General features: G+C 57.2%; 23 protein-coding genes, 2 tRNA genes and 1 riboswitch. Of the genes, 18 read left to right on the forward strand and 7 right to left on the reverse strand.

All coding sequences use genetic code 11. The features are described from left to right. Positions 1–40: 40 nt before the first annotated feature. Genes rsxA through gloA form a run of 8 tightly spaced genes read left to right on the forward strand, consistent with a single transcriptional unit; the run spans position 41 to position 6723 of the window. Complete coding sequence (rsxA, locus tag WDB70_RS09225; RefSeq protein WP_406663626.1) at positions 41–622, forward strand: electron transport complex subunit RsxA; 582 nt, start codon at positions 41–43, stop codon at positions 620–622. Between the two features lie 2 nt (positions 623–624). Beyond that, positions 625–1194, forward strand: coding sequence for an electron transport complex subunit RsxB (gene rsxB / locus WDB70_RS09230; RefSeq protein ID WP_406663628.1), 570 nt, complete (start codon positions 625–627; stop codon positions 1192–1194). Next, positions 1191–3290, forward strand: a complete 2100-nt coding sequence (gene rsxC / locus WDB70_RS09235; RefSeq protein ID WP_406663630.1) for an electron transport complex subunit RsxC — start codon at positions 1191–1193, stop codon at positions 3288–3290. The genes rsxB and rsxC overlap by 4 nt, the downstream gene beginning before the upstream one ends. Beyond that, on the forward strand, positions 3290–4339 hold the full coding sequence (gene rsxD, locus WDB70_RS09240) for an electron transport complex subunit RsxD (protein WP_406663632.1): 1050 nt from the start codon (positions 3290–3292) through the stop codon (positions 4337–4339). The genes rsxC and rsxD overlap by 1 nt, the downstream gene beginning before the upstream one ends. Next, positions 4339–4980, forward strand: a complete 642-nt coding sequence (gene rsxG / locus WDB70_RS09245) for an electron transport complex subunit RsxG (RefSeq protein ID WP_406663634.1) — start codon at positions 4339–4341, stop codon at positions 4978–4980. The genes rsxD and rsxG overlap by 1 nt, the downstream gene beginning before the upstream one ends. Then, positions 4977–5672: an electron transport complex subunit E gene (locus WDB70_RS09250; RefSeq protein WP_406663636.1), complete on the forward strand. Its 696-nt coding sequence runs from the start codon at positions 4977–4979 to the stop codon at positions 5670–5672. Before rsxG ends, WDB70_RS09250 begins: the two co-directional genes overlap by 4 nt. Beyond that, positions 5669–6304 carry an endonuclease III gene (gene nth, locus WDB70_RS09255; protein WP_406663638.1) on the forward strand — a complete coding sequence of 212 codons (636 nt, stop codon included), beginning with the start codon at positions 5669–5671 and terminating at the stop codon, positions 6302–6304. The genes WDB70_RS09250 and nth overlap by 4 nt, the downstream gene beginning before the upstream one ends. 11 nt (positions 6305–6315) lie before the next feature. Further along, positions 6316–6723, forward strand: a complete 408-nt coding sequence (gene gloA, locus WDB70_RS09260; RefSeq protein ID WP_406663640.1) for a lactoylglutathione lyase — start codon at positions 6316–6318, stop codon at positions 6721–6723. Between the two features lie 33 nt (positions 6724–6756). On the opposite strand, the gene WDB70_RS09265 is transcribed toward gloA, so the two are convergent. Next, complete coding sequence (locus tag WDB70_RS09265) at positions 6757–7623, reverse strand: flagellar protein MotY (protein WP_406663642.1); 867 nt, start codon at positions 7621–7623, stop codon at positions 6757–6759. Between the two features lie 103 nt (positions 7624–7726). Here WDB70_RS09265 and rnt point away from each other — a divergent pair, with 103 nt between their 5' ends. The 4 genes from rnt (at position 7727) to WDB70_RS09285 (ending at position 12071) form a co-directional block, all read left to right on the forward strand. Next, entirely contained in the window at positions 7727–8383 is a 657-nt protein-coding gene (gene rnt, locus WDB70_RS09270; protein WP_406663644.1) for a ribonuclease T, read from the forward strand. Positions 8384–8429: 46 nt separating this feature from the next. Next, a riboswitch (Lysine riboswitch) is annotated at positions 8430–8599 on the forward strand. A gap of 61 nt (positions 8600–8660) precedes the next feature. Continuing rightward, a complete protein-coding gene (lysC, locus tag WDB70_RS09275; RefSeq protein ID WP_406663646.1) occupies positions 8661–10004 on the forward strand; it encodes a lysine-sensitive aspartokinase 3 in 1344 nt (447 codons plus the stop codon). A 140-nt stretch (positions 10005–10144) separates the two neighbouring features. Then, the gene (gene rimK / locus WDB70_RS09280; RefSeq protein WP_406663648.1) at positions 10145–11050 is read left to right on the forward strand and encodes a 30S ribosomal protein S6--L-glutamate ligase; all 906 of its coding nucleotides are present in this window, start codon (positions 10145–10147) and stop codon (positions 11048–11050) included. Further along, the gene (locus WDB70_RS09285; protein ID WP_406663650.1) at positions 11022–12071 is read left to right on the forward strand and encodes a succinylglutamate desuccinylase/aspartoacylase family protein; all 1050 of its coding nucleotides are present in this window, start codon (positions 11022–11024) and stop codon (positions 12069–12071) included. The genes rimK and WDB70_RS09285 overlap by 29 nt, the downstream gene beginning before the upstream one ends. A gap of 62 nt (positions 12072–12133) precedes the next feature. Here the strand turns inward: WDB70_RS09285 and WDB70_RS09290 are convergent, their stop codons facing one another. Further along, on the reverse strand, positions 12134–14986 hold the full coding sequence (locus WDB70_RS09290) for an ExeM/NucH family extracellular endonuclease (RefSeq protein WP_406663652.1): 2853 nt from the start codon (positions 14984–14986) through the stop codon (positions 12134–12136). A gap of 282 nt (positions 14987–15268) precedes the next feature. On the opposite strand from WDB70_RS09290, the gene slyD reads away from it, so the two are divergent. The 4 genes from slyD to WDB70_RS09310 all read left to right on the forward strand — a co-directional run bounded on the left by slyD (position 15269) and on the right by WDB70_RS09310 (position 17705). Further along, complete coding sequence (gene slyD, locus WDB70_RS09295; RefSeq protein WP_406663654.1) at positions 15269–15751, forward strand: peptidylprolyl isomerase; 483 nt, start codon at positions 15269–15271, stop codon at positions 15749–15751. Between the two features lie 128 nt (positions 15752–15879). Further along, positions 15880–16017, forward strand: a complete 138-nt coding sequence (locus tag WDB70_RS09300; protein WP_406663656.1) for a DUF3149 domain-containing protein — start codon at positions 15880–15882, stop codon at positions 16015–16017. A gap of 24 nt (positions 16018–16041) precedes the next feature. Next, on the forward strand, positions 16042–16902 hold the full coding sequence (locus WDB70_RS09305; protein ID WP_406663658.1) for a TraB/GumN family protein: 861 nt from the start codon (positions 16042–16044) through the stop codon (positions 16900–16902). After that, complete coding sequence (locus WDB70_RS09310; protein WP_406663660.1) at positions 16899–17705, forward strand: hypothetical protein; 807 nt, start codon at positions 16899–16901, stop codon at positions 17703–17705. The genes WDB70_RS09305 and WDB70_RS09310 overlap by 4 nt, the downstream gene beginning before the upstream one ends. On the opposite strand, the gene WDB70_RS09315 is transcribed toward WDB70_RS09310, so the two are convergent. The 3 genes from WDB70_RS09315 to WDB70_RS09325 all read right to left on the reverse strand — a co-directional run bounded on the left by WDB70_RS09315 (position 17682) and on the right by WDB70_RS09325 (position 18870). Further along, complete coding sequence (locus WDB70_RS09315) at positions 17682–18635, reverse strand: alpha/beta fold hydrolase (protein WP_406663662.1); 954 nt, start codon at positions 18633–18635, stop codon at positions 17682–17684. The two genes, WDB70_RS09310 and WDB70_RS09315, sit on opposite strands and share 24 nt — an antisense overlap. A 51-nt stretch (positions 18636–18686) precedes the next feature. Beyond that, positions 18687–18763: transfer RNA gene (locus tag WDB70_RS09320), tRNA-Pro, on the reverse strand. A 30-nt stretch (positions 18764–18793) separates the two neighbouring features. Then, positions 18794–18870, reverse strand: a tRNA-Pro gene (locus WDB70_RS09325). Between the two features lie 450 nt (positions 18871–19320). On the opposite strand from WDB70_RS09325, the gene WDB70_RS09330 reads away from it, so the two are divergent. Next, a complete protein-coding gene (locus tag WDB70_RS09330; RefSeq protein ID WP_406663664.1) occupies positions 19321–20250 on the forward strand; it encodes a glycosyltransferase family 9 protein in 930 nt (309 codons plus the stop codon). Here WDB70_RS09330 and WDB70_RS09335 read toward each other — a convergent pair. Further along, positions 20237–21277: a DUF418 domain-containing protein gene (locus WDB70_RS09335; RefSeq protein ID WP_406663666.1), complete on the reverse strand. Its 1041-nt coding sequence runs from the start codon at positions 21275–21277 to the stop codon at positions 20237–20239. The two genes, WDB70_RS09330 and WDB70_RS09335, sit on opposite strands and share 14 nt — an antisense overlap. Before the next feature lie 26 nt (positions 21278–21303). Here WDB70_RS09335 and smrA point away from each other — a divergent pair, with 26 nt between their 5' ends. Beyond that, positions 21304–21885, forward strand: a complete 582-nt coding sequence (smrA, locus tag WDB70_RS09340; protein ID WP_406663668.1) for a DNA endonuclease SmrA — start codon at positions 21304–21306, stop codon at positions 21883–21885. Here the strand turns inward: smrA and WDB70_RS09345 are convergent. After that, entirely contained in the window at positions 21882–23756 is a 1875-nt protein-coding gene (locus WDB70_RS09345; RefSeq protein ID WP_406663670.1) for a transglycosylase SLT domain-containing protein, read from the reverse strand. The genes smrA and WDB70_RS09345 overlap by 4 nt on opposite strands. Positions 23757–23761: the final 5 nt, after the last annotated feature.

A 23761-nucleotide genomic window follows, 5' to 3' on the forward strand; every position in this document is an offset into this window, starting at 1 on the left:
GGCGTTGATTTTACGGCTTTGACAAGGGAAAACGCCACCGATGGGCGATTATCTGCTGCTGCTGATAGGCACAGTGCTGGTGAATAACTTTGTACTGGTGAAATTTCTGGGCCTGTGTCCCTTTATGGGGGTCTCCAACAAACTGGAGAGTGCCATTGGCATGACCATGGCCACTACCTTTGTGCTGACCCTGGCCTCAGTGTGCAGCTATCTGGTCAATACCTATTTGCTCGAACCCCTGGGTATTGAATACCTGCGCACCCTGTCATTCATTCTGGTCATCGCTGTGGTAGTTCAGTTCACCGAGATGGTGGTGCAAAAAACCAGCCCGATGCTGTATCGGGTGCTGGGTATCTTTTTGCCGCTGATCACCACCAACTGCGCGGTACTGGGCGTAGCACTGCTGAACATCAATGAAAATCACAGCCTGATGCAATCGTTGATTTACGGCTTTGGTGCCGCTCTGGGCTTTTCACTGGTGTTGATCCTGTTTGCCGCCATGCGCGAACGGCTGGCAGCAGCCGACGTACCACTGCCATTTAAGGGCCCGGCCATCGCGATGATCACCGCCGGGCTGATGTCCCTGGCCTTTATGGGCTTTACCGGCCTCGTTAAACTCTGACCATGACCATTATTTTTGCTGTATTTGCTGTTGCTGCTCTGGCGCTGATTTTTGGGGTTATCCTTGGCTTGGCGTCAGTTAAGTTCAAGGTAGAAGCCGACCCGGTGGTCGATCAGATAGACAATATTCTGCCGCAAACCCAATGCGGCCAGTGTGGTTACCCTGGCTGTCGCCCCTATGCAGAAGCCATCGCCAACGGTGATGCCATCAACAAGTGCCCCCCTGGTGGTCAGGCAACCATCGAGCGCCTGGCCGATTTGCTGGGCGTCGATGCCAAACCACTGGACGCCGCCCATGGCGCCGAAGACGTCAAAAAAGTCGCGTTTATCCGTGAAGATGAATGTATCGGTTGCACCAAATGTATTCAGGCCTGTCCGGTCGATGCCATAGTCGGCGCCGCCAAGCATATGCATACGGTGCTAAGCAGTGAATGCACCGGCTGTGACCTTTGCGTTGAGCCTTGCCCGGTTGATTGCATTGAAATGCGGCCGGTGGCCACCACGGTGCAAAACTGGCAGTGGCAATTAAACCGTATTGCCGTCAAGGAACTACCTCAGGAGCCCCGTTCATGAGCCTCCTGCAAGCGCTGAAAAGTCCGGTTATTTTCGATTTTCATGGCGGTATCCACCCGCCGGAACACAAAGGCCTGTCCAATCACAAACCGATCGGAACGCTACCGCCTTGCTCCCAGTATGTGGTGCCACTGCGCCAGCATTTAGGAGAGTTGGGGGAGCTGTTGGTCAAGGTGGGTGACCGCGTCGATAAAGGCCAGCCGCTGAGCCGGCCATTGTCGGTCATGGGCGTAGCCGTACACGCCCCGACCTCCGGCACCGTCAGCGCCATCGAACAGCGGCCTCTGACCCACCCTTCCGGCCTGGACGATCTGGCGGTTGTCATCAACGCCGATGGCGAAGACCGCTGGGCTCCCTGCCAAGGCATCGAGCTACCCTTTGACGCCGATCCCGTCGAGCTGCTCAACGCTGTCAAAGCGGCTGGTCTGGCGGGTATGGGTGGCGCCGGCTTTCCCACCGGCGTCAAACTCGGCGGCAGCCGCCCTATTGAAGCACTGCTGATTAACGCAGCCGAATGCGAACCCTATATTACCGCCGATGACACCCTGCTGCGCGAAGCCGCCGAGCAAGTGGTCACCGGCGCCCGACTGATGGCTCGTATTGTCGGGGCACCGCTGGTTGTCATAGGTATTGAAGACAATAAACCAGAAGCGATCAGCGCTCTGGAAGCGGTGCTATTAGGCCTAGACGATGTCACCTTGAAGGTAGTGCCCACCAAATACCCGTCCGGCGCCGAACGCCAGCTCATTAAATTGCTGACCGGCCAGGAAGTGCCCGCTGGTGGCATTCCTGCCGATCTCGGTCTGGTGGTGCAAAACGTCGGTACCGCTTATGCAGCCTGGCGGGCCATTTGCCATGGCCAGCCATTGATTGAGCGGGTGGTAACGGTAACCGGCCAGCAGGTTAGCCGCCCCGGTAATTACTGGCTACCGATCGGCACCCCCATTAGCCATGTCCTCAGCGAGTGTGGTTTTCAGGCCAGTAAACAGCAGCGTTTGATTATCGGTGGGCCGATGATGGGCTTTACCCTGCACAACCCGGCAGCACCCATCAGCAAAACGGTCAACTGCCTGCTGCTGCCCAACCATAAAGAGCTAAGCCCCGCCGGCCGGGAAATGGCCTGTATCCGCTGTGGGGAATGTGCCAATGTCTGCCCGGCGGAGTTGCTACCACAGCAACTGTATTGGTATGCCAAAGCCCAGGATCACGAAAAACTGGCCGAATACCAGCTGTCGGCCTGTATTGAGTGCGGCGCCTGCGCTTATGTCTGCCCCTCGCAAATTCCGTTGGTGCAATATTATCGCGTGGCCAAATCGGCTATCCGTCAGGCGGAACAAGACAAACGAAAATCGGACAAGGCCCGGGAACGCTTTGAGGCCCGCAAGGCCCGTCTGGAACGAGAAAAAGCAGAGCGCGAAGCCCGTCATAAAGAAGCTGCGGCCCGCCGCAAAGCCGCCACCGCCGAGCGCCAGCCCAACCAGGACGCTGTCGCTGCCGCCCTGGCCCGGGTCAAAGCCAAACAAAATGATGCCATCAGCGCCGCCCAACAACAGGCGGCCAGCAATGCTTACCAGCAAGGTGCTGAGCAGCTGCCCGATAACAGCGAAATGGCCCGGCTGCGCGAAGAACGTAAAGCCCTGGCCCGGCAACGTAAGGCCGAACAACAAGGCAGCGCTCCTACAGAGGATAAAAAAGCCGCCGTAACCGCTGCCATCGCCCGCGCCAAGGCGAAAAAGGCCGAAGCAGCAGACGCTGACGCCAGCACCGATACCGCCGCGGATGACAAAAAAGCCGCCGTCGCCGCAGCCATCGCCCGTGCCAAAGCGAAAAAGGCCGAAGCAACAGGCGCTGACGCCAGCACCGATACCGCCGCGGATGACAAAAAAGCCGCCGTCGCCGCAGCCATCGCCCGCGCCAAAGCTAAAAAGGCCGAAGCAGCAGGCGCTGACGCCACTGCCGATAACAGTGCCGCCAAGAGCGACTCTGCGGCGTCCCCTCAAGCCGCAACCGATGACGCCGCGGCCCGTAAAAAAGCCGCTATTGCTGCGGCAGTCGCCCGCGCTAAAGCGAAAAAAGCCCAGGAAGGTCAGGACTAATGTTAGGCATCGCCAGTTCTCCCCACAGCCACCAGCGGCGCACCACCGGTCAGGTTATGCGCCTGGTGGCCTACGCCACCGTGCCCGGCGTGGCAGCTCTTTGGTACTTCTTTGGTTACGGGGTGTTGATCAACATCGCCTTTGCCAGCCTGGTTGCCCTGTGCACTGAAGGCGCCATCTTGGTACTGCGCCGGCGCAGTCTGTGGCAGCTGACGGATTGTTCAGCCCTGCTGACCGCCATCCTGCTGGCCATAGCCCTACCCCCCACAGCACCTTGGTGGCTGCTGCTAATTGGCACTGTGTTTGCGATTCTGGTGGCCAAACAGCTCTACGGCGGGATCGGCCAGAACCTCTTCAACCCGGCCATGGCCGCTTATGTGCTGCTGCTGATCTCGTTTCCGGTACAAATGACCAACTGGTTGCCGCCACAAAGCCTGGCTGCTAACACCCCGAGTTTTGCCGACAGCTTGAGCCTGACCTTTACCGGCCAAACCACTGACGGTTTTGCCGCCCATCAACTGGATCAGGGCCTGGACGGGCGTAGCCAGGCTACGCCCCTGGATACCCTGAAAACCGATTTGGGCCGGGGCCTGACTGCCGAAGAGTCGATGAAAAAACCGCTGTTTGGCGGCATTGGCGGGTTCGGATGGAACTGGGCCAACCTCGGCTTCTTGCTGGGCGGCCTGCTGTTGCTATGGCAACGGGTGATCACCTGGCATATCCCCGCCGGGGTGCTGGGAGGGCTTTTTGTCAGTGCCCTGGCCGGCTACCTGCTGCACCCGGATGCAGCAGGTTCACCGCTGTTTCACCTGTTCAGTGGTGCCGCCATGTTCGGGGCTTTTTTCATTGCCACAGATCCGGTAACCGCCGCCACCTCCGCCAAAGGGCGACTGATTTTCGGTTTGTTGATCGGGGTGTTGACCTACCTCATCCGGGTACTGGGCGGCTACCCGGACGCTATCGCCTTTGCCGTACTGATCGGCAATATGGCCGCACCGCTGCTCGATACTGTCACCCGGCCCCAGAGTTTTGGTGAGGAGAAACACTAATGTTGCTGAGTGCCGCGCGAAAAAACGGTTTGATCCTCGGTGCCTTTGCCCTGGCTGCCACAGCCTTGTTGGCGGGCACTTACCAGCTGACCAAAGGCCGTATTGCCGAGCAAAAAGAAGCGCAGAAGCTGGCTATTCTCAACGCCCTGATCGCCCCTTCATCCCACGACAACAGCCTGTTCAATGACTGCACTTTGGTACATGACCGCAGCGCCCTGGGCAGCCGTGATGCCATGCCCGTATATCGCGCCCGCAAACAGGGGGCGCCGGTGGCCATCGCCATGCAAACGGTCGCCCCTGACGGCTACAGTGGTGCCATTTCATTGATGGTTGCCATGCAATATCCCAGTGGCACCCTGCTGGGTGTTGATGTGCTTGAAGATCAGGAAACACCCGGGCTGGGCGACAAAATCGAGAAACGTAAAAGTGACTGGCTGACGCATTTTGTCGGCACCGCACCTGCCGGCCCCAACGATCCGAACTGGGGCGTCAAAAAAGACGGTGGCCAGTTTGATCAATTCACCGGTGCCACCATCACCCCCAGAGCAGTGGTAAAAGCCGTCGGCAAGGCAGTATTGTATTTTCGCCAGCATAAACAGGCACTTTTTGCCGCACCCAGTGATTGTGGAGGCAGCCAATGAGTCAGTATAAAGACATTGCCCAGATGGGCCTGTGGAAGAATAACCCCGGGTTAGTTCAACTGCTGGGGTTATGCCCGCTGCTGGCGGTCAGTAATACCCTGACCAACGCCCTGGGGTTGGGTATTGCTACCCTGATGGTGCTGGTGGCCTCTAACGCCACGGTGTCGCTGGTACGCCACTGGGTTCCCAAAGAGATCCGCATGGCGGTGTTTGTGATGATCATTGCCGCCTTTGTGACGGCCGTAGAATTGGTGATGACCGCTTTTGCTTACGGACTTTATCAGTCACTGGGGATCTTCATTCCGCTGATTGTGACCAACTGTGTGATCATGGGCCGGGCTGAGGCCTTTGCCTCAAAAAACGCAGTCGGAGTTGCCGCTTTCGATGGTCTGATGATGGGCCTTGGTTTTACCCTGGTGCTGGTGGTACTGGGCGGACTGCGGGAAGTCATTGGCCAGGGTACCCTGTTTGACGGCGCGGATTTGCTGCTCGGTGACTGGGCCAAAGGGCTGCGCATCGAAGTGTTCCATTTTGACAGCAAGTTCCTGGTAGCTCTGCTGCCGCCGGGGGCCTTTATTGGCCTGGGCTTTCTCATTGCTTTGAAAAAGACCATTGATATGCAGCGGGAAAAACGTCAGGTGGCGGCGCCGGTTGCTAAAAGTCAGCGGGCACGTGTTACGGCCGAGTCATGAATAAACAAAAACGTCTGGCGATTTTTACACGGTTGCGGGACGCCAACCCGCACCCGACCACCGAACTGCACTTTTCCAGCCCCTTTGAACTGCTGGTGGCTGTTACCTTATCGGCTCAGGCTACTGATGTCGGCGTTAACAAGGCTACCGCCAAGCTCTTCCCGGTGGCGAATACGCCGCAGGCCATCTGGGATCTGGGAGTCGATGGCCTGAAGGAATACATCAAAACCATCGGCTTGTTTAACGCCAAGGCAGAGAACGTTCATAAGATGTGCCGTATCCTGCTGGATAAGCATCAGGGCCAGGTACCCGAAAACCGTGAGGCGCTAGAAGCGCTACCCGGTGTCGGCCGCAAAACCGCCAATGTGGTACTGAACACGGCTTTTGGCTGGCCTACCATCGCTGTCGATACCCATATTTTCCGGGTATCAAACCGTACCAAGTTTGCCGCCGGCAAGGATGTCCGGGCGGTGGAAGACAAGCTGGAAAAAGTAGTACCGAAAGAATTCAAGGTGGATGTCCACCATTGGTTGATCCTCCATGGCCGCTATACCTGTATAGCCCGCAAGCCGCGCTGCGGCTCCTGCATTATCGAGGATCTGTGTGAATACAAAGACAAAACGGAAATCTAGCGAGGTTTATTATGCGCATTTTGCACACCATGCTCCGGGTTGGCGACCTTGACCGCGCCGTTGCCTTTTACACCGAGGTACTGGGCATGAAGCTGCTCCGCCAGTCTGACAACCCACAATACAAGTACACCCTGGCTTTTGTGGGCTACGGTGACGAAAAAGACGAAGCCGTGCTGGAGCTGACCTACAACTGGGGCGTTGATAGCTACGAGCTGGGCAATGCATACGGTCATGTAGCCATTGAAGTGGACGACATTTACGGCGTGTGCGAGCAGGTCAAAGCCAAAGGCGGTAAAGTGACCCGCGAACCCGGCCCGGTAAAAGGCGGCAGCACCGTCATTGCCTTTGTCGAAGATCCCGATGGCTACAAAATCGAGTTCATCGGCAAGAAGGACGCTGGCCAGGGCCTTGGCAACTGACCATAAAAAGGCGCCGTACGGCGCCTTTTTTAGTTAGCGTTCAACGTGGATCACCACTCGCCGGTTAAGGGCTCGGCCCTGCTCGGTCTCGTTGGAGGCAATGTGGCGCTTCTCACCATAGCCTGCGGTGCTGATACGCGCTGCCGGTAAGCCCTTACTGACCAGATAGTCTTTGATGGCTCTGGCCCGCTTTTCTGACAATTGCTGGTTCAGCCAGCGGCCACCGTAGGAATCGGAATAGGCTGAAACTTCCACCTTACTAAAGGCATTGTCATTTTTCAGATACTGACCCAGCAAGTCCAGGCGCTGCCGCGAGTCGAGGGTCAGCTCGGGCGAGTTTTTCTTGTAAGTCAGCACAGAAAAGCGGATATCGTCAAAGCTGACCGGCAGCAAGCTGCTGACACAGCTCATAAACTGCTGATAGCCCTGCTTGAAGTTACTGGCAGACAAGGCTACAGACACCACATTACGACCCAGGCGATCTTTATAGGTGAAGGTGGGCAGGTAGCCGGCATCCAGCTCCGAGAGCATGTCCCAGGCCCTATCATCGTTCACTTGTGCCGGGTAATGCGGATACAGTGGTACTGTGCCCAGTGATTGCGTACTACGGCCCGGCTGCCAGGGCGGCGGCACACTGGCCAGCGTCGCTTTCACCTGATGCGATGGCGCATCACGTAACGACAGTTCAAAAAGCAGGTTTTCCTTGCGACTGGCACGGGCACTAAAGACCGCCGTGCCGTAATGCGGAATGCTGTGTTCAAGGCGGCATTGCAGGGGGTTGGCTGCGGTAACCCGCCAATCAGACTGGCCGACGCCGGCGGCGTAATAACGCATGCCCGCATCCGCTGGCAAACCCAGCAAGGTCGTCGCGATAGCAGCCAATGTCAGTGTTCGAACCATAGTTCCCCCTCTTCCATTGAAGATGTCGGCCTGCGGCCAACAAACTTTAGGGTTGCGGTGGCTTTTGTCATAATGGCGCACCTTTGACTCAGCCAGGAATACCATGTCCACCCTGTTCAGCCAGCGATTTCGCGGTTTCTACCCGGTTATCATCGATGTGGAAACAGCCGGTTTTAATGCCAGTACCGACGCCCTGCTACAAATCGCGGCCACCTTGGTTGACATGAATGACGAAGGTCAGTTGGTGGTTACTGACACCTTTTTTCATAATGTTTTGCCCTTTGAAGGGGCCAACCTGGAAGACGCCGCACTGAAGTTTACCGGCATTACCGACCCCTGGCATCCGCTACGCATGGCGGTCAGTGAAAGCGAAGCGCTCAAGGATATTTTCAAGGTAGTACGTAAAGGCATGAAAGCCGCTGGCTGCCAGCGCGCCATTCTGGTGGGCCACAATGCCGCCTTTGACCTGAACTTTCTCAATGCCACCATTGAACGTACCGGCCACAAGCGTTCGCCCTTCCACCCCTTTGTCAATTTTGACACCACCACCCTGGCGGCGCTGGCGCTGGGTCAAACCGTGCTGGCTAAAGCCTGCGAAACCGCCGGCATAGCCTTTTCCAATGCTGACGCCCACGCCGCCAATTACGACGCTGAGCGCACCGCTCAATTGTTCTGCCATATCGTCAACCGCTATCAGGCACTGGGCGGCTGGCCGCTACCTGAAGCCGGTAGCGACACGGAGCAAACAACCGGTACTTGAATTTAGCTAACGCTTTTGGAACACTGCGCCAGTCCTGAATTATTTTGGGATCAGAAGAGGCGCGTTAGCCAGGTAACCAGCAGAAGGGGCCTTTCCCGTTGCATGCTGGCCAGGGGGCCAACGCCGAGATGACCGGGCGCAAAGGCACGCCAGGTCATCGGTCAGACAGGTTGAATCCTGTTGACTGTCACCTATAGGTGGAGCGCTTCTGGTTCAGCAGCTGGTCTTTTGTCTGCCCGTGCCAAGGCGCTCTCTTTGCGTGTTTTCAAGGAGAGCTATGAACATCCCCGCTACCCGCGTACTGAAATTTGGCGGCACCTCCGTAGCCGACAGCGCCGCCCAACGGCGCAGTGCCAATATTGTTGCCCAGCAGGCTGAAACCCGTATTGTCGTGGTCAGTGCTGCCGCTGGTATTACCAATGCCCTGGTTGGTCTCAGCCAGGCCGTCGATGACGCGGCTGCCGGTGCTTTTCGCTCCCTGATCCATGAACGTCAGCAGCACTTTTTTGACAGTTTGGGCGGCCCCGACCACCTTAAGGCGCCCTTTTGGCAACTGCTGGAGGAGCTGGATGCCGCCGGCCCCTGCCAGGGGGTAGCCCGTGATCGCTTGTTGTCGTTGGGAGAGCGCTTCTCCAGTTTGTTTTTTACCGAACGTCTGCGTCAGTTAGGGCTGCCCGCCGTACAGCTGCCCGCCAGCTTTTTGATTGCAACCGATGCCAACCACGGGCATGCCGAGCCGATACTGGCGGCGACACGCCAGCAGGTGCAAGTGAGCCTGGCTGACCACCCCGAACAAATTCTGGTTACCGAAGGCTTCATCGGCGCTGACAGTAACGGCAATATCACCACCCTTGGCCGCGGTGGTTCAGATTACTCGGCAGCCCTGCTGGCCGAAGCCGCCGATGCCGACTGGGTGGAGATCTGGACCGATGTCAACGGGCTGTGCAGTACCGATCCAAGACTGGTACCCCAAGCCCAGCCGCTCGCCGAGCTCTCTTTTGCCCAGGCTGCAGAGTTGGCTACCTTTGGCGCCAAGATCTTACACCCCAAAACCCTCTGGCCAGCGATGCGCCATAATATCCCGGTGTTCATCGGCTCGACCCTCGAGGGGAACGGCGGCACCGTCATCCGCCGCGAAATCAGTGGCCAACGGCGCTATGCCGCCCTGGCACTGCGCAAAAACCAAACCCTGCTCAATATCACCAGCCCGGACATGCTTTACAGCTACGGATTTTTGGCCCGCGCTTTCAGCTTGCTGGCCAAACACCAGATCTCCGTCGACTTAGTGACCACCTCGGAGATCTCTATCGCCCTGACCCTGGATGAACGGGGCTCTGAACAAGCGCTGTCACAGGCCGTTCTGGATGAACTCAAAGAGTTGGGAACCGTGGAGGTACAGCAAGGCCTGGCCCTGGTGGCGCTGGTTGGTGACAACCTCAATACCAGCCCGAAAGTTGCGGCCGACGTTTTTGCCGCGCTCGGTGATATCAATGTCAGCCTGATCTGCCACGGCGCCAGCCCCCACAATCTGTGCTTGCTGGTTGCTGACAGCGATGGTCCACAAGCCATTAAAAGGTTGCATGCCCGGCTGTTTGAAAAGGCCAATATAGTGGCGGCCTGAACGGCCGCCGCGAGCAGCAGGATTTGTTTGAAAAGGCAGCAAATATCGCTAGGCTGACAAGGGCTTGTGCTATAAGATTCAGCACCTTTTTTCCGCGCCAGCAGCGCTATGCTGACGCCTCACGATCCAGGGAAGCACGAATGAAAATTGGCATCCTGTCGCGAAACCCCGAACTGTACTCCACCCGCCGCCTGCTGGAGGCCGCGGAGCAGCGTGGCCATGAAGCAAAACTGCTGAACCATTTGCTGTGCTACATGAGCATAGCCTCACACCGGCCCAGTATTCATTACGGTGGTAAAGAGCTGGAAAACCCTGATGCCATCATTCCCCGTATTGGTGCTTCTGTAACCTTTTATGGTACGGCAGTGGTACGCCAGTTTGAGATGATGGGGGTCTATTGCCTGAATGAGTCCGTAGCCATTTCCCGCTCCCGTGACAAACTGCGCAGCCTGCAACTGCTGGCTCGCAAAGGTATTGGCTTGCCGGTTACCGGTTTTGCCCACTCCACCACCGCTACCGATGACCTGATCAGCATGGTTGGCGGTGCGCCGCTGGTGGTAAAACTGCTGGAAAGCACCCAGGGCAAAGGGGTGGTGTTAGCAGAAACCCGCAAGGCAGCAGAAAGTACCATCGAAGCTTTTCGTAGCCTCGGTGGCCGCTTTTTGGTGCAGGAGTACATCAAGGAAGCCGGCGGCGCCGATATCCGCTGTATTGTGGTGGGCGATAAAGTCGTGGCCTCCATGCAGCGCCAGGCAAAAGACGGTGAATTTCGCTCCAATCTGCACCGTGGCGGCAGTGCCAGCGCCATCAAAATCACCCCGGAAGAACGTTCCACTGCCGTGCGCAGCGCCAAGATCATGGGCCTGGGCGTAGCCGGTGTCGATTTGCTGCGCTCCAACCATGGCCCACTGGTTATGGAAGTGAACAGCTCGCCAGGCCTCGAAGGCATTGAAAATGCCACCGGCGTCGATGTCGCCAGTGCCATCATCCGCCACATCGAAAAGAACGCCAAACCCAATGCCACCAGTACCCGGGGTAAAGGCTAAGGTGCAGATCAACGGCCAGTTCATTGCCCCTGGTAGCCGCGTCGAGCTGAAGCTACCGCTGCCACCGCTTTATACCGGTGCTGCCATGGGGATGCCGGTTACCGTGATCCGCGGCAAAAAAGACGGGCCGAGGCTATTCGTCAGTGCCGCCATTCACGGTGATGAAATTAACGGTGTGGAAATTATCCGCCGGTTGCTGGCCAGCTCTTTTGTCAAACGCATCCGCGGCACTTTGATACTGGTGCCGGTAGTGAACGTTTATGGCTACGCCAGCAAAAGCCGTTACCTGCCAGACAGGCGCGACCTTAACCGCGCCTTTCCAGGCTCTGCCACCGGCTCGATGAGTGCCCGGCTGGCCCACACTTTCATGACCGAAATTGTCGCCAATGCCAGCCATGGTATTGACCTGCACACCGGTGCCAAACACCGTACCAATCTGCCGCAAATTCGTACCAGCCTTAACGACACCGAAGCCCTGGCCATGGCTGATGCCTTCCGGGTGCCGGTGATCCTGAACGCGGAACTGCGCGACGGTTCGCTGCGCGCTACCGCCGCTGACGTAGGCTGTAAGGTCTTGCTGTATGAAGGCGGCGAAGCCCTGCGTTTTGATGAATTTGCGATCCGTGCCGGCTTACGCGGTGTGGTGAATGTGATGCGTTACCTTGGCATGCTACCGGCCCGTGCCCTTTCCCGAGCCATGCTGCCGCAACTGTCGCAGCAAAGTTGCTGGGTGCGGGCCAACGGCTCCGGTATTTTGCTGACACCTTGCAAGCTCGGCGATACCGTTAAAAAGCAGCAACTGATTGCCCAAATCAGCACGCCACTGGGAGATAAAAGCAAGGCCATTTACAGCCCGGTTGACGGTGTCATCATCGGCCAGGCCACCCTGCCGCTGGTACATGAAGGGGAAGCCCTATTCAACATTGCGCATATTGAAGCACCGGCACGTATGGAAGCCAGCTTGCCGCACTTTTATGACAATCTGGAACGCTTGGACGAAAGCGACTTTGCGCCGCTGTAATTTGCTGTGCTACCGAGCGCGGTTATCACATATAAAAAAGGGGCTTTACAGCCCCTTTTTGTTTAATGCCAGAAGTGGCTCAGCCACCGCCAGAAGTGCGCCCAGGGCGGACGCGGGCGGGTGTCATCGACAATCGTCAACGCCACTACCTGTTGCTGGCCCTGTTCATCGGTCAGCACCAGCTCAGCCTTTTCCGGACGTTCATGGCGACGGTCCATCAGTACTGTCAGGTTAATGGCCTTCTCGCCACCTTCCCCGTCAGCAAAGCTCAGCTCGTGATTTTCCAGGCGAATGTCACGGCGATCAGCATAGAAGTGACCATGACGGCTGTGGCCGAAGAAACGCAGTTGCGCCGTCAGGTGCAGCGAACCATCAACACCGCCAACACGGCGTACCATCAACTGACCGCTACCGGCACTTTCCTTGAGGGTCAGCGCCTGCGTCTGGGCCACCAGTTGCCCTGGTAATGGCCATTTCAACTCAATTACCACCGGGTCGTGATCAGAAGCACTGAAGGGATTGTCAGACTTGACCAGATCGCCAGTGTAACGGCTGTCATAGTGGAACAGATTGCTTTCTGCCGCATTGATATGCCAGTCAGTGACCTGTGCCACCTTATCAGCCATGTTGGCGGTGGCCAGCGCCTGATCCAGGCGACCGATCATGCCGTCATACTGATAGGAGTAACTGTCTTTGTTGACCAGGCTCACCAGGCCATAGCCCTGGCTTATTACCCGTGCCGGACCATCCAGCTGCGGCGCCGCAGTGGTATCACCGAAGTAGGTGTCATGGGCGGTTTTCAGGGTTCTGTCGAGCGGTGGGATCTGGGTCATCACCAGAATCGGATCTTCGCTGGTATAAGCGTTAAAATCCCCCAGTACCAGCGTCGGGGTATCACTGGCCAGCACATGCTCGGCAACCAGCGCCGCTTCACTGTTACGCAGTTCATTACAGCTGCCCTGGCCATCCTGCGGCTTGCCTTCGAGATCTTCGGCACACTTGCTGCCCTTGGAGCGCAAATGGTTAATGGCTACCCGGAAGCTGTCACCGGTGGCTTGGCCATCAAATACCCGTTTGAAGCTCTGCAACAGGCTTGGGCGGCCACCATGGTGAATATCTTCACTACCATCAGCAGCAACGGTGATCTGATTCGGCATCTGCAGAATATCCAGCGGCCCAACTGGTGTTACCGTGCTAGGGCGATAGATGATCATCGAGGTAATGGCATCACCGCCAACGGTACCGGCCTCAGCGGGAGTGACCACCGCATATTGCTTGTCGGCTGGCAACTCGGCGTTTAAGGCGCTGAGCAGGCTGTGAATAGCCGAGTCGTCACCGAAGCCATTGTTTTCTACTTCGACCAGACCCACTACATCAGCATCGATTTTCAGCAAAGCATTGACGGTTTTTTGCTGTTGCAGAGCAAAATCGGCCGCGGTGGTGGCACCACGGTTTTGCCCCAGCGGATTAGGTGCACCGCCGACCGCCGTATTAAAGAAGTTCTCAATATTAAAGCTGGCTACCCGCAACTGTCCTTTGGCGGTGATCGCCGGCGCACTGCTGCGATCACTGAGGTGCACAAAGTCCGCGGCAGTGATCTGGTTGTCAGCCACCAGTCGGTAGTTGCTGTAGGAATAGCCAATCACCCCTTCCAGGTTTTCTACCCGGTCATTGACTCGGATATACCCCTGCTGCGCATCGAGTCCCGGGAAATACGGGATCACACCGTTAGGCGCTTTTTGATCCGTTTCCACGTACAGGGTCCGGGCCTGATTGGCCGCTGCCAGTTCGCTGGCCTGACTGGTCAACGCCGGGAACAGCTGAGTCGGTTGATACAGCGGGCCACCGTGTGCCAGTTCCATATTGCTGCGCGACGCCGAGTAGTCATAGCTGAACGGGCGGGTAACCCGCATATCACTGTCGGCGGTCAATCGCACTTTCATGCCTTCAACCGCTTCGAGGGACTGGGCAACATTGTCACCAATCACCAGGTCAGTGGTGTGAACAGCCGGCAGATCGTCGGCGGTGAAGGCATAGCGGTCCATGGCCACTTCGGTGAAGCCGTAGTATTCCTTCACCAGCCCTTCAACACAGACCGAGGCACCGGGCTTGATACTCGGATCCGGCGCACTGCCGGTGAAAACGAAAATACCATCGGATGTTGCCGGGTTACCGTCACCGGCGCCATCTTGCAGGAAGAAGCCTTTGTACAGGCCGGTTGTGACTTGCGTTACCCGGCCTTCGGTGACCACTTTATCGGCACTTTGATAACTGCCAGCCGGTACCAGCGGTGAACGATCACCACTGCCCTGAATAGCCGGGATCGGCGTGATGTTGGCAGGGCACTGCCAGGCCACCGGTGGCGGCTCGGTGCTGCTGCCGCAGGCACTGACACCGGCGCAGCCCAGGCCATCAAAGGTGTCTTTTGCGAACGCTTGCCACTGGCTGAAATCAAAGCTGCCAGCAACAGAGCCGGGAATACGACGCAGGGTCATATCCTTGGTGGATTTGCCACCGTCGGTGTACGCACTGCCGGGGTCGGTACCGATGATCCCGACCAGATCCAGTACCTGGCCGTCCCGCTCCAGTGCTACGGCGTCGTCGCCATTGAAATTGATGTTGCCGGAGCTGATATCCGCCTTGATGCTGGCGTCAGCTCTGGGGTTGGCCAGAACCAGGCTCTGGCCTGCGGCCAAAGAACCGGTAAGCGGAATGCGGGCTGTTGTTGTCGTGGCACCATTGAAATAGACCGCCAGGTCGGTGCCATCGAGAGTGATAGCACTGTCGCCGGTGTTGGTAATTTCGACGGCTTTGTTATAGCTGCTGCCTTCCACATACTCACTGATCACCAGATCAGCCAGCGTGGAGGGGCTTACCAGTGCCAATGTCACCAGTAACGCTTTTTTATTGAACATGATATTTTCCTGTGTCGCCATTAATCCTTAATGAGCTGCGACCGCGGCACGGCCGCAGACCGCTTTTTAACAGAACCACATTTTATTAACAGGCTGGGCTGCCACTAATGTGATGTTCTGCGGCTTTTTCCTTTGCAGAAAAAGCCCTTAGCGTTAAAGCGGTTTCATGTTCTTAACAGCTACAGATGACAGTCTGACGACACCAGCTCGGTTTGGCCCGTCAGGCACCACTGTGCTAGTCTCAGCCCCTTACAAACCCATCTGCAATCAAAGGGGTCATTCATGACCATCAGCAAAGACAAAGTAGTGCGCATTCACTACACCCTTAAAGACGACCAAGGCACCGTTCTGGATTCTTCCTCCGGCGGTGAGCCGCTGGTTTACCTGCATGGTCACGGCAATCTGATCCCGGGCCTGGAAAAGGAACTGGAAGGGAAAACTGAAGGCGACAAGATGGATGTCAGCGTAGCCCCTGAAGATGGTTACGGCCCTTACCATCAGGAACTGGTACAAGAAGTACCGCGCAGCGCCTTCCAGGGTGTCGATGACATTGAAGCCGGTATGCGCTTTACTGCCCAGACCGATGCAGGCCCGCGTACTGTGGTTGTACAGTCCGTCAGCGACGAGACCGTTACCGTTGATGGTAACCACCCACTGGCTGGCCAACACCTGCACTTCAATGTTGAAATCATTGAATTGCGCGACGCCGAAGCCGAAGAGCTTGAGCACGGCCACGTGCACGGCCCGGGCGGCCACCAGCACTAACCTAGGTGCGATGAAAAACCCGCTACGGCGGGTTTTTTAGTGTCTGCGAATAGACAGCTGATCCAGATCACAATTTCATAACATCGGCAGCGTTAGCCTGAACTCAGTTACTCATCAGGAGCGCCACCATGAACCACTGGATGCAGTTGTTATTCGGCGATGCCGTCGGCATTGCCACCGTTGCCACCATTCTCGGCTCGGTGCTGATCATCGGCTTTTGTGTTGTCTTGTTTGTTCGCAAAGCCATGAAAGACGGTGACGCCTGAGCTGGGCTGGGCTACTATCGGCCCATGCTAAAGAAAACTATCTTACTGATCCTGTTTGTCATTTTGCCTGTGCCGCTGTGGGCGGCGCCGGCATTGTGGCAGGTAGATGTAGCCCAGGGCCGATTCTGGCTGATGGGCTCAGTGCATGTGGGTGAGCACAGCAGCACACCGGCATTGGCCGCTATTGCTCAGCGTCTGTCAGACGTTGACACCTTGGTCGAAGAAGTACCGCCCTCGGAGCTACAGCCCAGCCACATGCAACAGGCACTGCGCCAGTATGGCCTGGCCGCCCAAGGACTCAAAGCCAGCCTCTCGGCCAAGGCCTATCAACGGCTCAGCCAAGAAGCCAAGCAGCTTGGCGTGCCCATGGCGCAGCTTGAACCCTTACGCCCCTGGCTGGCAGTGATGACCCTGATGCAGGTGGCACTCAAGCACGCCGGCCTGCAACCCGAGCTGGGCATTGATATGCAGTTATCAGCCATTGCCCGCCAACATCACTGGCAGATCACCGGTCTGGAAACAGTGCAACGTCAGTTTGCTGCCGTTAGCGCCACCGATAAATACGCAGATGCCATGGTCAACGATGGTGCTGACGACATGAAAACCTTAAGCAGTAAGCTCAAGCCGGTGCTGAAGGCCTGGCAGCAAGGGGACATTCAGCCGATGCGGCAGTTATGCCCACTGTCTGAAGGCCAGGGGCCGGCTTATCAATACATGCATGATGTCACCCTCAAGGCCCGCAACCTGGAGTGGTTGCCGAAACTCAAAGCGCTGGCCGAGGGAAACAACAAGCTGGTGGTGGTTGGCATGGCTCACATTATCTGTACCGATGGCCTACTGAGCATGCTCAAGCAGCACGGGGCCCATATTCAGCGCCTGCAATGAGTGAACGGATAAGACTTCTGCGTGAATACCGGCCGCTGTGGGCCGCTTCTCCGGCTACCTGGAAAGCCGATTACCCGCTGTTGTACCAACGCCTGCAACAAGAAGCCCGGCACCCGCTATTTAGCCAGGGGCGGTTGTCGGTTAGCCCTTTTCAGGATGAGCTCCCCTGGTTTCCCCGCTTGGTACGGCAATTAGCCCCAGAGTGGCCACGCTTGACCGACCTAGCTACGGCCGCGGTACCGCTACTGGCGGCCACACCACCGGTTGTTATCGAATGGGGGCAGTTGCTACCGGCACCACCGGCGAACTTTCAGTGCCTGACAGTCAGCCCCCAGCCACCTCCTGCTGATGAAAACCGCCAGTGGATCCGGGCTGATGCTTTTAGTGACGAAGCCTTGCAACCCCTACGCGGGCGCCGGCAGTTACTGGCACTGGGTATTGGCTTGGCAGAAGCACAGGCCTTGCTGCTTAAAGGTTGTGAACGGCGTCTGCCGCTAATGGTGCTGGGGATCACCGGCTACCACCTGATTGACACTTCGCTCTACAGCCCGCTGCAGTTGTCACTGCCGGCCATTCCCATGAACACCCTGAAGCTGCTGTCGATGACGCAGCAGGAAGCTGCCAGCAACTGGCCGGAACGCTTGTTGCGCTGGCTATTTAGGCCCGCCATACGGCAAATGATTTTCGATGACTTGAGCGCTTATGCGCAGCTCGAAGGCTATCAGGCACAAGTGCAGCCACTGCCAGCCATCAACGGCCGTCAGCAGCATGCCTTGGTGTTAATGGCTAAAGAAGGCCAGTAGCGCGTCCAGGGTTTGCTGGCGCTTATCATCGCTTTCGAGCAACAGTTCATGCCAACCGCCATCAATCAGTATTAACCGGCCATCAGGCAGAGCCTGAGCAAACTGTTGCTGCGCTTTGCGCGTTACGATCGGATCGGCTTCGGCGACAATTACCAATACCGGAACCCGGATATCCTTGGCAACCGCCAAGGCTTGCTGCATCGCCTGGAAAGCGGCATTGAGCCATTGCGCCGAAGGCCCACCCAAACGGCTCTGGGGCTGTTCCTGTAAATACTGTACAGCACGCTGATAGCGCAGCGGACTGTGGGTTAACCCATTATCAGCAAAAGGGGCCGGCTGATACGGGCCAGTCGTAGGCAGATAGCGGGGCTGGCCGCGGCGCTGGTCAAGCCAGCTCTGTACCCGCGCCAGAGCACGGGCTACCTGCCCAGGAAACGGCTTGGTGGCAATACCAAACATCGGTGAAGTCATCACTACCTTGCTAAAAGGATGGTGATAACGGGCCAGATACAGCGCACTGATGCAGCTTCCCATGGAGTGAGCCAACAGCCAGTGCCGTGAAAAACCCAGGGGCAGTACAACCGTTGACACAAAGTGATTGAGATCGGTGACGTAATCATCAAAAGCCAGTACATGGCCAAGCTGCTGATCAGCACTCTGACGCTCGGAAAGCCCCTGCCCTCGGTGGTCCATGGCGGCAACCGCAATACCCAACTGACCCAGCTCGTAAATCAGTTCCTGATACTTACCAACGGTTTCAGTGCGACCGTTGGCCAGTACCAGCATGGTCTGCGCCTTGGCTGGCAGGAATAACCGGTAGTGCAGCCGCAAGCCATCAGCAGTGCACAACTGGCCTTCCTGACTATTGCGAAAATAGTCGCTAACTGCCTCAGCCCCATGGCCGGCAAGCTGCGTCTCGGTCATCCACATGGCACTCTCCCTAACGCAAAAAGGCAGCCGTCCGGCTGCCTTTTCTGAATGTGGTCGGAAAGACAGGATTTGAACCTGCGACCCCTACGTCCCGAACGTAGTGCTCTACCAAGCTGAGCTACTTTCCGATTGCTGCCGTCAACGGGCGGTCGTTGCATTGGTCGGAGAGACAGGATTTGAACCTGCGACCCCTACGTCCCGAACGTAGTGCTCTACCAAGCTGAGCTACTCTCCGATGCAACGGCGAGCATTATAACGGTCTGAATGCACTGTTCAAGAAAAAGCACCCGGCAGCAACGACTTCGCTGAAATTTTATGCAAGAGCGGCAAAATACCAAGAAAAGGCCCCGCACAAGGCGGGGCAAAAGTCATGATGTCAGTAATGTTCTGTAGCTCGACAATAAAAGACACTGGGTGACTTCATTGCAGCGCCACCACCGGTACTGACACCGGTGCTACGGCCCAGGGGCGTAGACGTTATCCGCCACCGGCGGAATAGTTGGTTGGTCCGCGCAACAACAGCAAAGTTCGGCCACACGCAATGTTGCTTTAACGCAATGCCTGTTAAGGTAAAAACGGGTAAAAAACGAGCCAATGGTTGCACATCCTGTATGGGGCAGTTAAACATTTACCCCAACAAATGGCAATAAAGTGCAACATTAATGACACAAGGGACAACGTCACCATGACGCCTTCATTACTCTGCTTGCTGGATCAAGAAGACAGCGCTTCCTTACCGTGGGCACTACCGGCCCTGAAGGCGTTAAGTCAGCGATGGCAGCTGCAGGTGCTTTGCCCGCCGGAACAAGCCGGGTTTCTTGATGCCCTCCCCTGGCTAACCACCCCGGTACTCAGTGCCGCATCACCCTGGCACTGGCCGGCTCTGCTGGCCACCCTGAGGCGCCAGCACTATCAGCAGTTATGGGATCTCAGCCCCGGACCATTACCGCCCTGGCGGCAACTGCTGCCCATGCTGCTCAAAGCCGACCACAAGCTGCTCCTGGCTGACAGTTCACCGTTTCGTGGCCCCAGCCGCCTACCCTGGCATGCACAGCACCATCTAGGTGAACGTTTCAGCCAGGCCCTGGCAACCCAGGCGCTTAGTCCCGATCACCACTGGTTGCCAACGGGAACAGAGCAACCACTGTTTGCCGCCATCGCCGAGCGGCCCATCCTGGCAGTCAATTTACTGGATGACGACGGCCTGGTATTCATGCCGCTGGCAGAACGATTCCGTGAGGTGCTGGCCGGGGTTGCGAAGGTCGCCGTGGTGTTATTGCACCCCAAGCCACGGCAACTGGATGACGTGCAGTCGCCCCGACTATTTGCCATTGACGAAGATGCCCCGCCGCTACTGGCCTGGCAGGTACTGGCCCGGGCGCAAAGCCTGTTCGGTGTGGATTCGGCCTGGGTGCAGCGAGCAGCGGTGCTGGGTACACCACAACTGGCCCTGTTTCCCGAAGATCAGGGCTATATTGAGCGTTGGCACCCGAACGACTTTAATGCCGTGATCTGGCGCCTGGCCGCCGGCGAGGGGTTGCCACTAAAAGATCTGCTGGCAAAACTGCGAAAGCTGCAGCGCACAATGGCCGAACCTACACTCAACCTGATTTAGGCCGCCCGGCCAGGTTGCGCCACAGCGCTTCCATCGGCCCTTGCTGGTGGCGTTGCAAATACCAGGGCGACAGCGCAATCATCACCAGAGAGTACACCAGGGCGATAGCCAATAACGCCGGCCGGGACAACTGGTTATACAGGCCCGTGCTGTAAAACAGCGTGGTCATTACCACGCTTTGCAGCAGGTAGTGACTCAAAGCCAGCTTGCCGGCAGCCTGCAAGGGCCGCCAATACTGACCAAAGCGTAACACCAACCCCAGGTAACCCAGGCCCTGCAGCGGCGCAAAGATGAGCTGAATACCATAGCCAAGCAGTGGCCAGTCCCACAGACTAAACGCCGAGCCGATAATACCCAGCAGCACCATCAGTGGGCTGTAACGCTGCACCCAGGCCAGCAGATCCTCACGTTCAGCCAGCACCGACCCCAGCAGCATCAGGCCGCCGGTAAAAGGCAGGGTAAATAACGGCCAGGAAAATAGCGTCAGTGCCAACTCGGAGACCCGGTAATACAGCTGTGCCAAATAGCTGCCATGTTGGAAAATAGCCAACGGGGTGGTATCGATATGTTGGTCAGCGCCGCCAAGCGCCGTCATCAGGGTAAAACTGATGACCGCCAGCAGTACTAACAAGCCTCCGGCCCAGCTTCGGCCGCGAGCACTGCGTTCAATAAAGGGCAACACCACCATGGCCGTCAGCGCATAGGTCAGCAGAATGTCGCCATCCCAGATCATCACCGCATGCAATAAACCAATTACCGCCAGCCAACGTAAGCGACGAAACTGATAGCCACGCCCCAACCGGGCCAGCCAGCTCAGCCCCATACCAAACAGCAGCGACAGCAAACTGATAAAACGGCCATCAGCCAATAGGCTACTTAGCCACCAGGTCAGCTCATTAGCCATACCCGGCAGGCCTTCAGGCAGGTAACGGTAATCTGGCAGCAGGCCAAAGGACTGGATATTTATCAGCAGGATCCCGAAAATGGCCAGTCCCCTGGCACTGTCGATAGCGGGCAGTCGGTTCATTCACAGCCTAGTGTGTGGAGGTCAAGATGCATGATGATGACAAAGCCTTGTTCGAAAAGGAAATGCAAGGTGTCCGGCGCCTACCCAAGGCACAGCAAGTGGCCGTCAAACCCAGTCGTCTGACCGATAGCCGCAGTCTGGCGGCGCGCCGAGCGGCGGCCGAAACCGAACTGGCCGAAGACATCAACTATCTGGCCAGTGAAGCCGTAGAATTGGTGGACCCACATGATGTGCTGGCCTACAAGAAAGCCGGCGTGCAAGACGGTGTTTTTAAACAGCTACGGCAAGGCAAATATGACATTCAGGGCACCCTCGACCTGCATAAAAAGCGCTTTGTACAGGCCCGCAGTGACGTGTTCGCTTTCATTCGCGACAGCCACCGCATTGGCTTAAGAACTGTACTGATCTCGCACGGGCGCGGTGAACACAGTAAACCGGTCCCCGCACTGCTAAAAAGTTACTGCGCGCAGTGGCTGGCACAGATGCCGGAAGTGCTGGCCTATCACAGCGCCCAGCGCCATCACGGCGCCACTGGTGCAGTCTATGTTTTGCTACGAAAAAATGATGAACAAAAAAGGGAAAATTTCGAGCGCCACGCCAAACGCTAGTAACGGTACAGACGTTCGTGGTGGCTCAGCATGGCAATATCATCATGCCCCAGACGTCGCTGATAAATCACATTAAACGCCAGCACATTTTTGACATAACGGCGGGTTTCTTTGAAGGGGATGGCCTCAACAAAGGCATCAAACGGCAAGTCATTTCCCACCCAGCGCTCCACCCGGTTCGGGCCGGCATTATAAGCTGCAGCCGCAAGAATGCGGTTACCGTTAAAGCGGGTCAGCATCTGCCGTAAATAGGCGGTTCCCAGGCGGATATTGGTTTGTGGTTGGTACAATGCATCCAGCGCCAGGGTTTCACCTAACGCCTTGGCGGTATGCCGGGCGGTAGCTGGCATTAACTGCATCAGTCCACGCGCCCCAACCGCTGACAGCGCTTTGGGGTTCAGGGCACTTTCCTGGCGCGACAGTGCCATCGCGAAGCTCTTGGCCAACTGCTGGCGCTTGGCGTAGCGGTCAAACCACTTTTCAAATGCCAGCGGGAAACGCAGCTTGATCAGATCCCAGCCTTCACCGCGAATAGCCGCCGATACTGCCAGATAAGCAAAGCCTTGCTCGTTAGCCCAACCAGCCAACGCCTGACGCTGATGATCGGATAATTGCTGTAGCAGGTGGTGCCACTCAATTTGCGCCAACCGTGGTTCGTCAATGGTTTGCAGCGCCTGCACTCTTTTTAAAGCCGGGATCGCCCGCAGCCCGGAGGTCATCGGTGGTGGTGGCGCAGCATTAAGCACAAAGGGCTCACCCAACTTCTCGGCAGCCAGAAAGCCATAATAGGAGCGGTGCTGTGCCAGTTTGGCATAGCGTTGCTGGCGCGCTGCCGGGTTCGGATCAGTACGGGCCAGCCAGTATTGCCACTGCGGTTCATTTCGGGTCTGCTGATGCAACTGTTCCAGCCAGTGCCGTGCGTCCTCAAAGTCTCCCTGCGCCAGGGCAAAACGGATACGCCGGGCAGTCAGCTGATCATCACGGTAAAATCCCACCGCCCGATCGCGCCAGGCCGTCGCATCGTTGTCGCTCACAGAATACAACCGCGGCACCAGAAAACGCGCCATGTGTCGGCGCTGCTGATAATCAAAAGCCATATTTTTGCGCGCCTGCATCCATACCCGATAGGCCTTCAGCGGCTGTTGTCGAGCCAGCTTTTGCACGGCCAGCATCACCAGTTGCCGTTGCATTGCGGCACTGGCCAGCTGCGGCATACTGTGAGCGACCTGCTCTGGCTGCTGATAGAGCGCCAGCAGTGTATTGGCTTGTTGGCGGGCGCGGCCATGCAAAGAACGCCCCAGATAACCCAGCAGAGCCCCATTCCCGGCGGCAAACGCCTTTTCCATGCGCGCTAAAACCACTTTGCTGGTCAAGCCGCCAGCCCGGCGCCAGGCAGTAAATAAAGGATCGCAGGCCTTGTCTTGCGACTGCCCCACCAAATACAACGCCTTGGCACCTTGCCAGGCAATAGCCAATTGCCCCGCCGCTAGTTTGGCCCGGTAAAAATAACAGCGCTGGCGAGCACCGCGCGGTGGTATTGACTGTACGCTCAACAGCGCCTGCCATTGCTGCTGACGGCCTGCCTTGTCAATAAAACGGCTCACCAGAAAGGCACCGAGTGGCGAGTCAGGGTAGCGACGTAAAAAGCCCCGCACGGCTTTGTCGTCCAGTTCATCGAGGTGGGCTTTGAGTTGATAGTAATCCAGGTAACTGACTAGCGGGTGCTGGCCGAGGTGACGGCGCAAGGCTTGATAACCGGCTTCATCTCCGGCCTGCTGGGCTGCACGGGCAGCAAGATAATCGCTGTCTGGGCTGGCCGCCTGGCTCCAGCCGCTTAACAAGAAAAGTAACAGCAGTGACAATCGCAACATGGCCA

Source organism: Gallaecimonas aegicerasi, assembly GCF_045291545.1.
GTDB lineage: Bacteria > Pseudomonadota > Gammaproteobacteria > Enterobacterales > Gallaecimonadaceae > Gallaecimonas.

Coding starts and splice junctions, on each gene's coding strand:
- rsxA (WP_406663626.1), top strand. CDS start 41: ATGGGCGATTATCTGCTGCTGCTGATAGGCACAGTGCTGGTGAATAAC.
- rsxB (WP_406663628.1), top strand. CDS start 625: ATGACCATTATTTTTGCTGTATTTGCTGTTGCTGCTCTGGCGCTGATT.
- rsxC (WP_406663630.1), top strand. CDS start 1,191: ATGAGCCTCCTGCAAGCGCTGAAAAGTCCGGTTATTTTCGATTTTCAT.
- rsxD (WP_406663632.1), top strand. CDS start 3,290: ATGTTAGGCATCGCCAGTTCTCCCCACAGCCACCAGCGGCGCACCACC.
- rsxG (WP_406663634.1), top strand. CDS start 4,339: ATGTTGCTGAGTGCCGCGCGAAAAAACGGTTTGATCCTCGGTGCCTTT.
- WDB70_RS09250 (WP_406663636.1), top strand. CDS start 4,977: ATGAGTCAGTATAAAGACATTGCCCAGATGGGCCTGTGGAAGAATAAC.
- nth (WP_406663638.1), top strand. CDS start 5,669: ATGAATAAACAAAAACGTCTGGCGATTTTTACACGGTTGCGGGACGCC.
- gloA (WP_406663640.1), top strand. CDS start 6,316: ATGCGCATTTTGCACACCATGCTCCGGGTTGGCGACCTTGACCGCGCC.
- WDB70_RS09265 (WP_406663642.1), bottom strand. CDS start 7,623: ATGGTTCGAACACTGACATTGGCTGCTATCGCGACGACCTTGCTGGGT.
- rnt (WP_406663644.1), top strand. CDS start 7,727: ATGTCCACCCTGTTCAGCCAGCGATTTCGCGGTTTCTACCCGGTTATC.
- lysC (WP_406663646.1), top strand. CDS start 8,661: ATGAACATCCCCGCTACCCGCGTACTGAAATTTGGCGGCACCTCCGTA.
- rimK (WP_406663648.1), top strand. CDS start 10,145: ATGAAAATTGGCATCCTGTCGCGAAACCCCGAACTGTACTCCACCCGC.
- WDB70_RS09285 (WP_406663650.1), top strand. CDS start 11,022: ATGCCACCAGTACCCGGGGTAAAGGCTAAGGTGCAGATCAACGGCCAG.
- WDB70_RS09290 (WP_406663652.1), bottom strand. CDS start 14,986: ATGTTCAATAAAAAAGCGTTACTGGTGACATTGGCACTGGTAAGCCCC.
- slyD (WP_406663654.1), top strand. CDS start 15,269: ATGACCATCAGCAAAGACAAAGTAGTGCGCATTCACTACACCCTTAAA.
- WDB70_RS09300 (WP_406663656.1), top strand. CDS start 15,880: ATGAACCACTGGATGCAGTTGTTATTCGGCGATGCCGTCGGCATTGCC.
- WDB70_RS09305 (WP_406663658.1), top strand. CDS start 16,042: ATGCTAAAGAAAACTATCTTACTGATCCTGTTTGTCATTTTGCCTGTG.
- WDB70_RS09310 (WP_406663660.1), top strand. CDS start 16,899: ATGAGTGAACGGATAAGACTTCTGCGTGAATACCGGCCGCTGTGGGCC.
- WDB70_RS09315 (WP_406663662.1), bottom strand. CDS start 18,635: ATGTGGATGACCGAGACGCAGCTTGCCGGCCATGGGGCTGAGGCAGTT.
- WDB70_RS09330 (WP_406663664.1), top strand. CDS start 19,321: ATGACGCCTTCATTACTCTGCTTGCTGGATCAAGAAGACAGCGCTTCC.
- WDB70_RS09335 (WP_406663666.1), bottom strand. CDS start 21,277: ATGAACCGACTGCCCGCTATCGACAGTGCCAGGGGACTGGCCATTTTC.
- smrA (WP_406663668.1), top strand. CDS start 21,304: ATGCATGATGATGACAAAGCCTTGTTCGAAAAGGAAATGCAAGGTGTC.
- WDB70_RS09345 (WP_406663670.1), bottom strand. CDS start 23,756: ATGTTGCGATTGTCACTGCTGTTACTTTTCTTGTTAAGCGGCTGGAGC.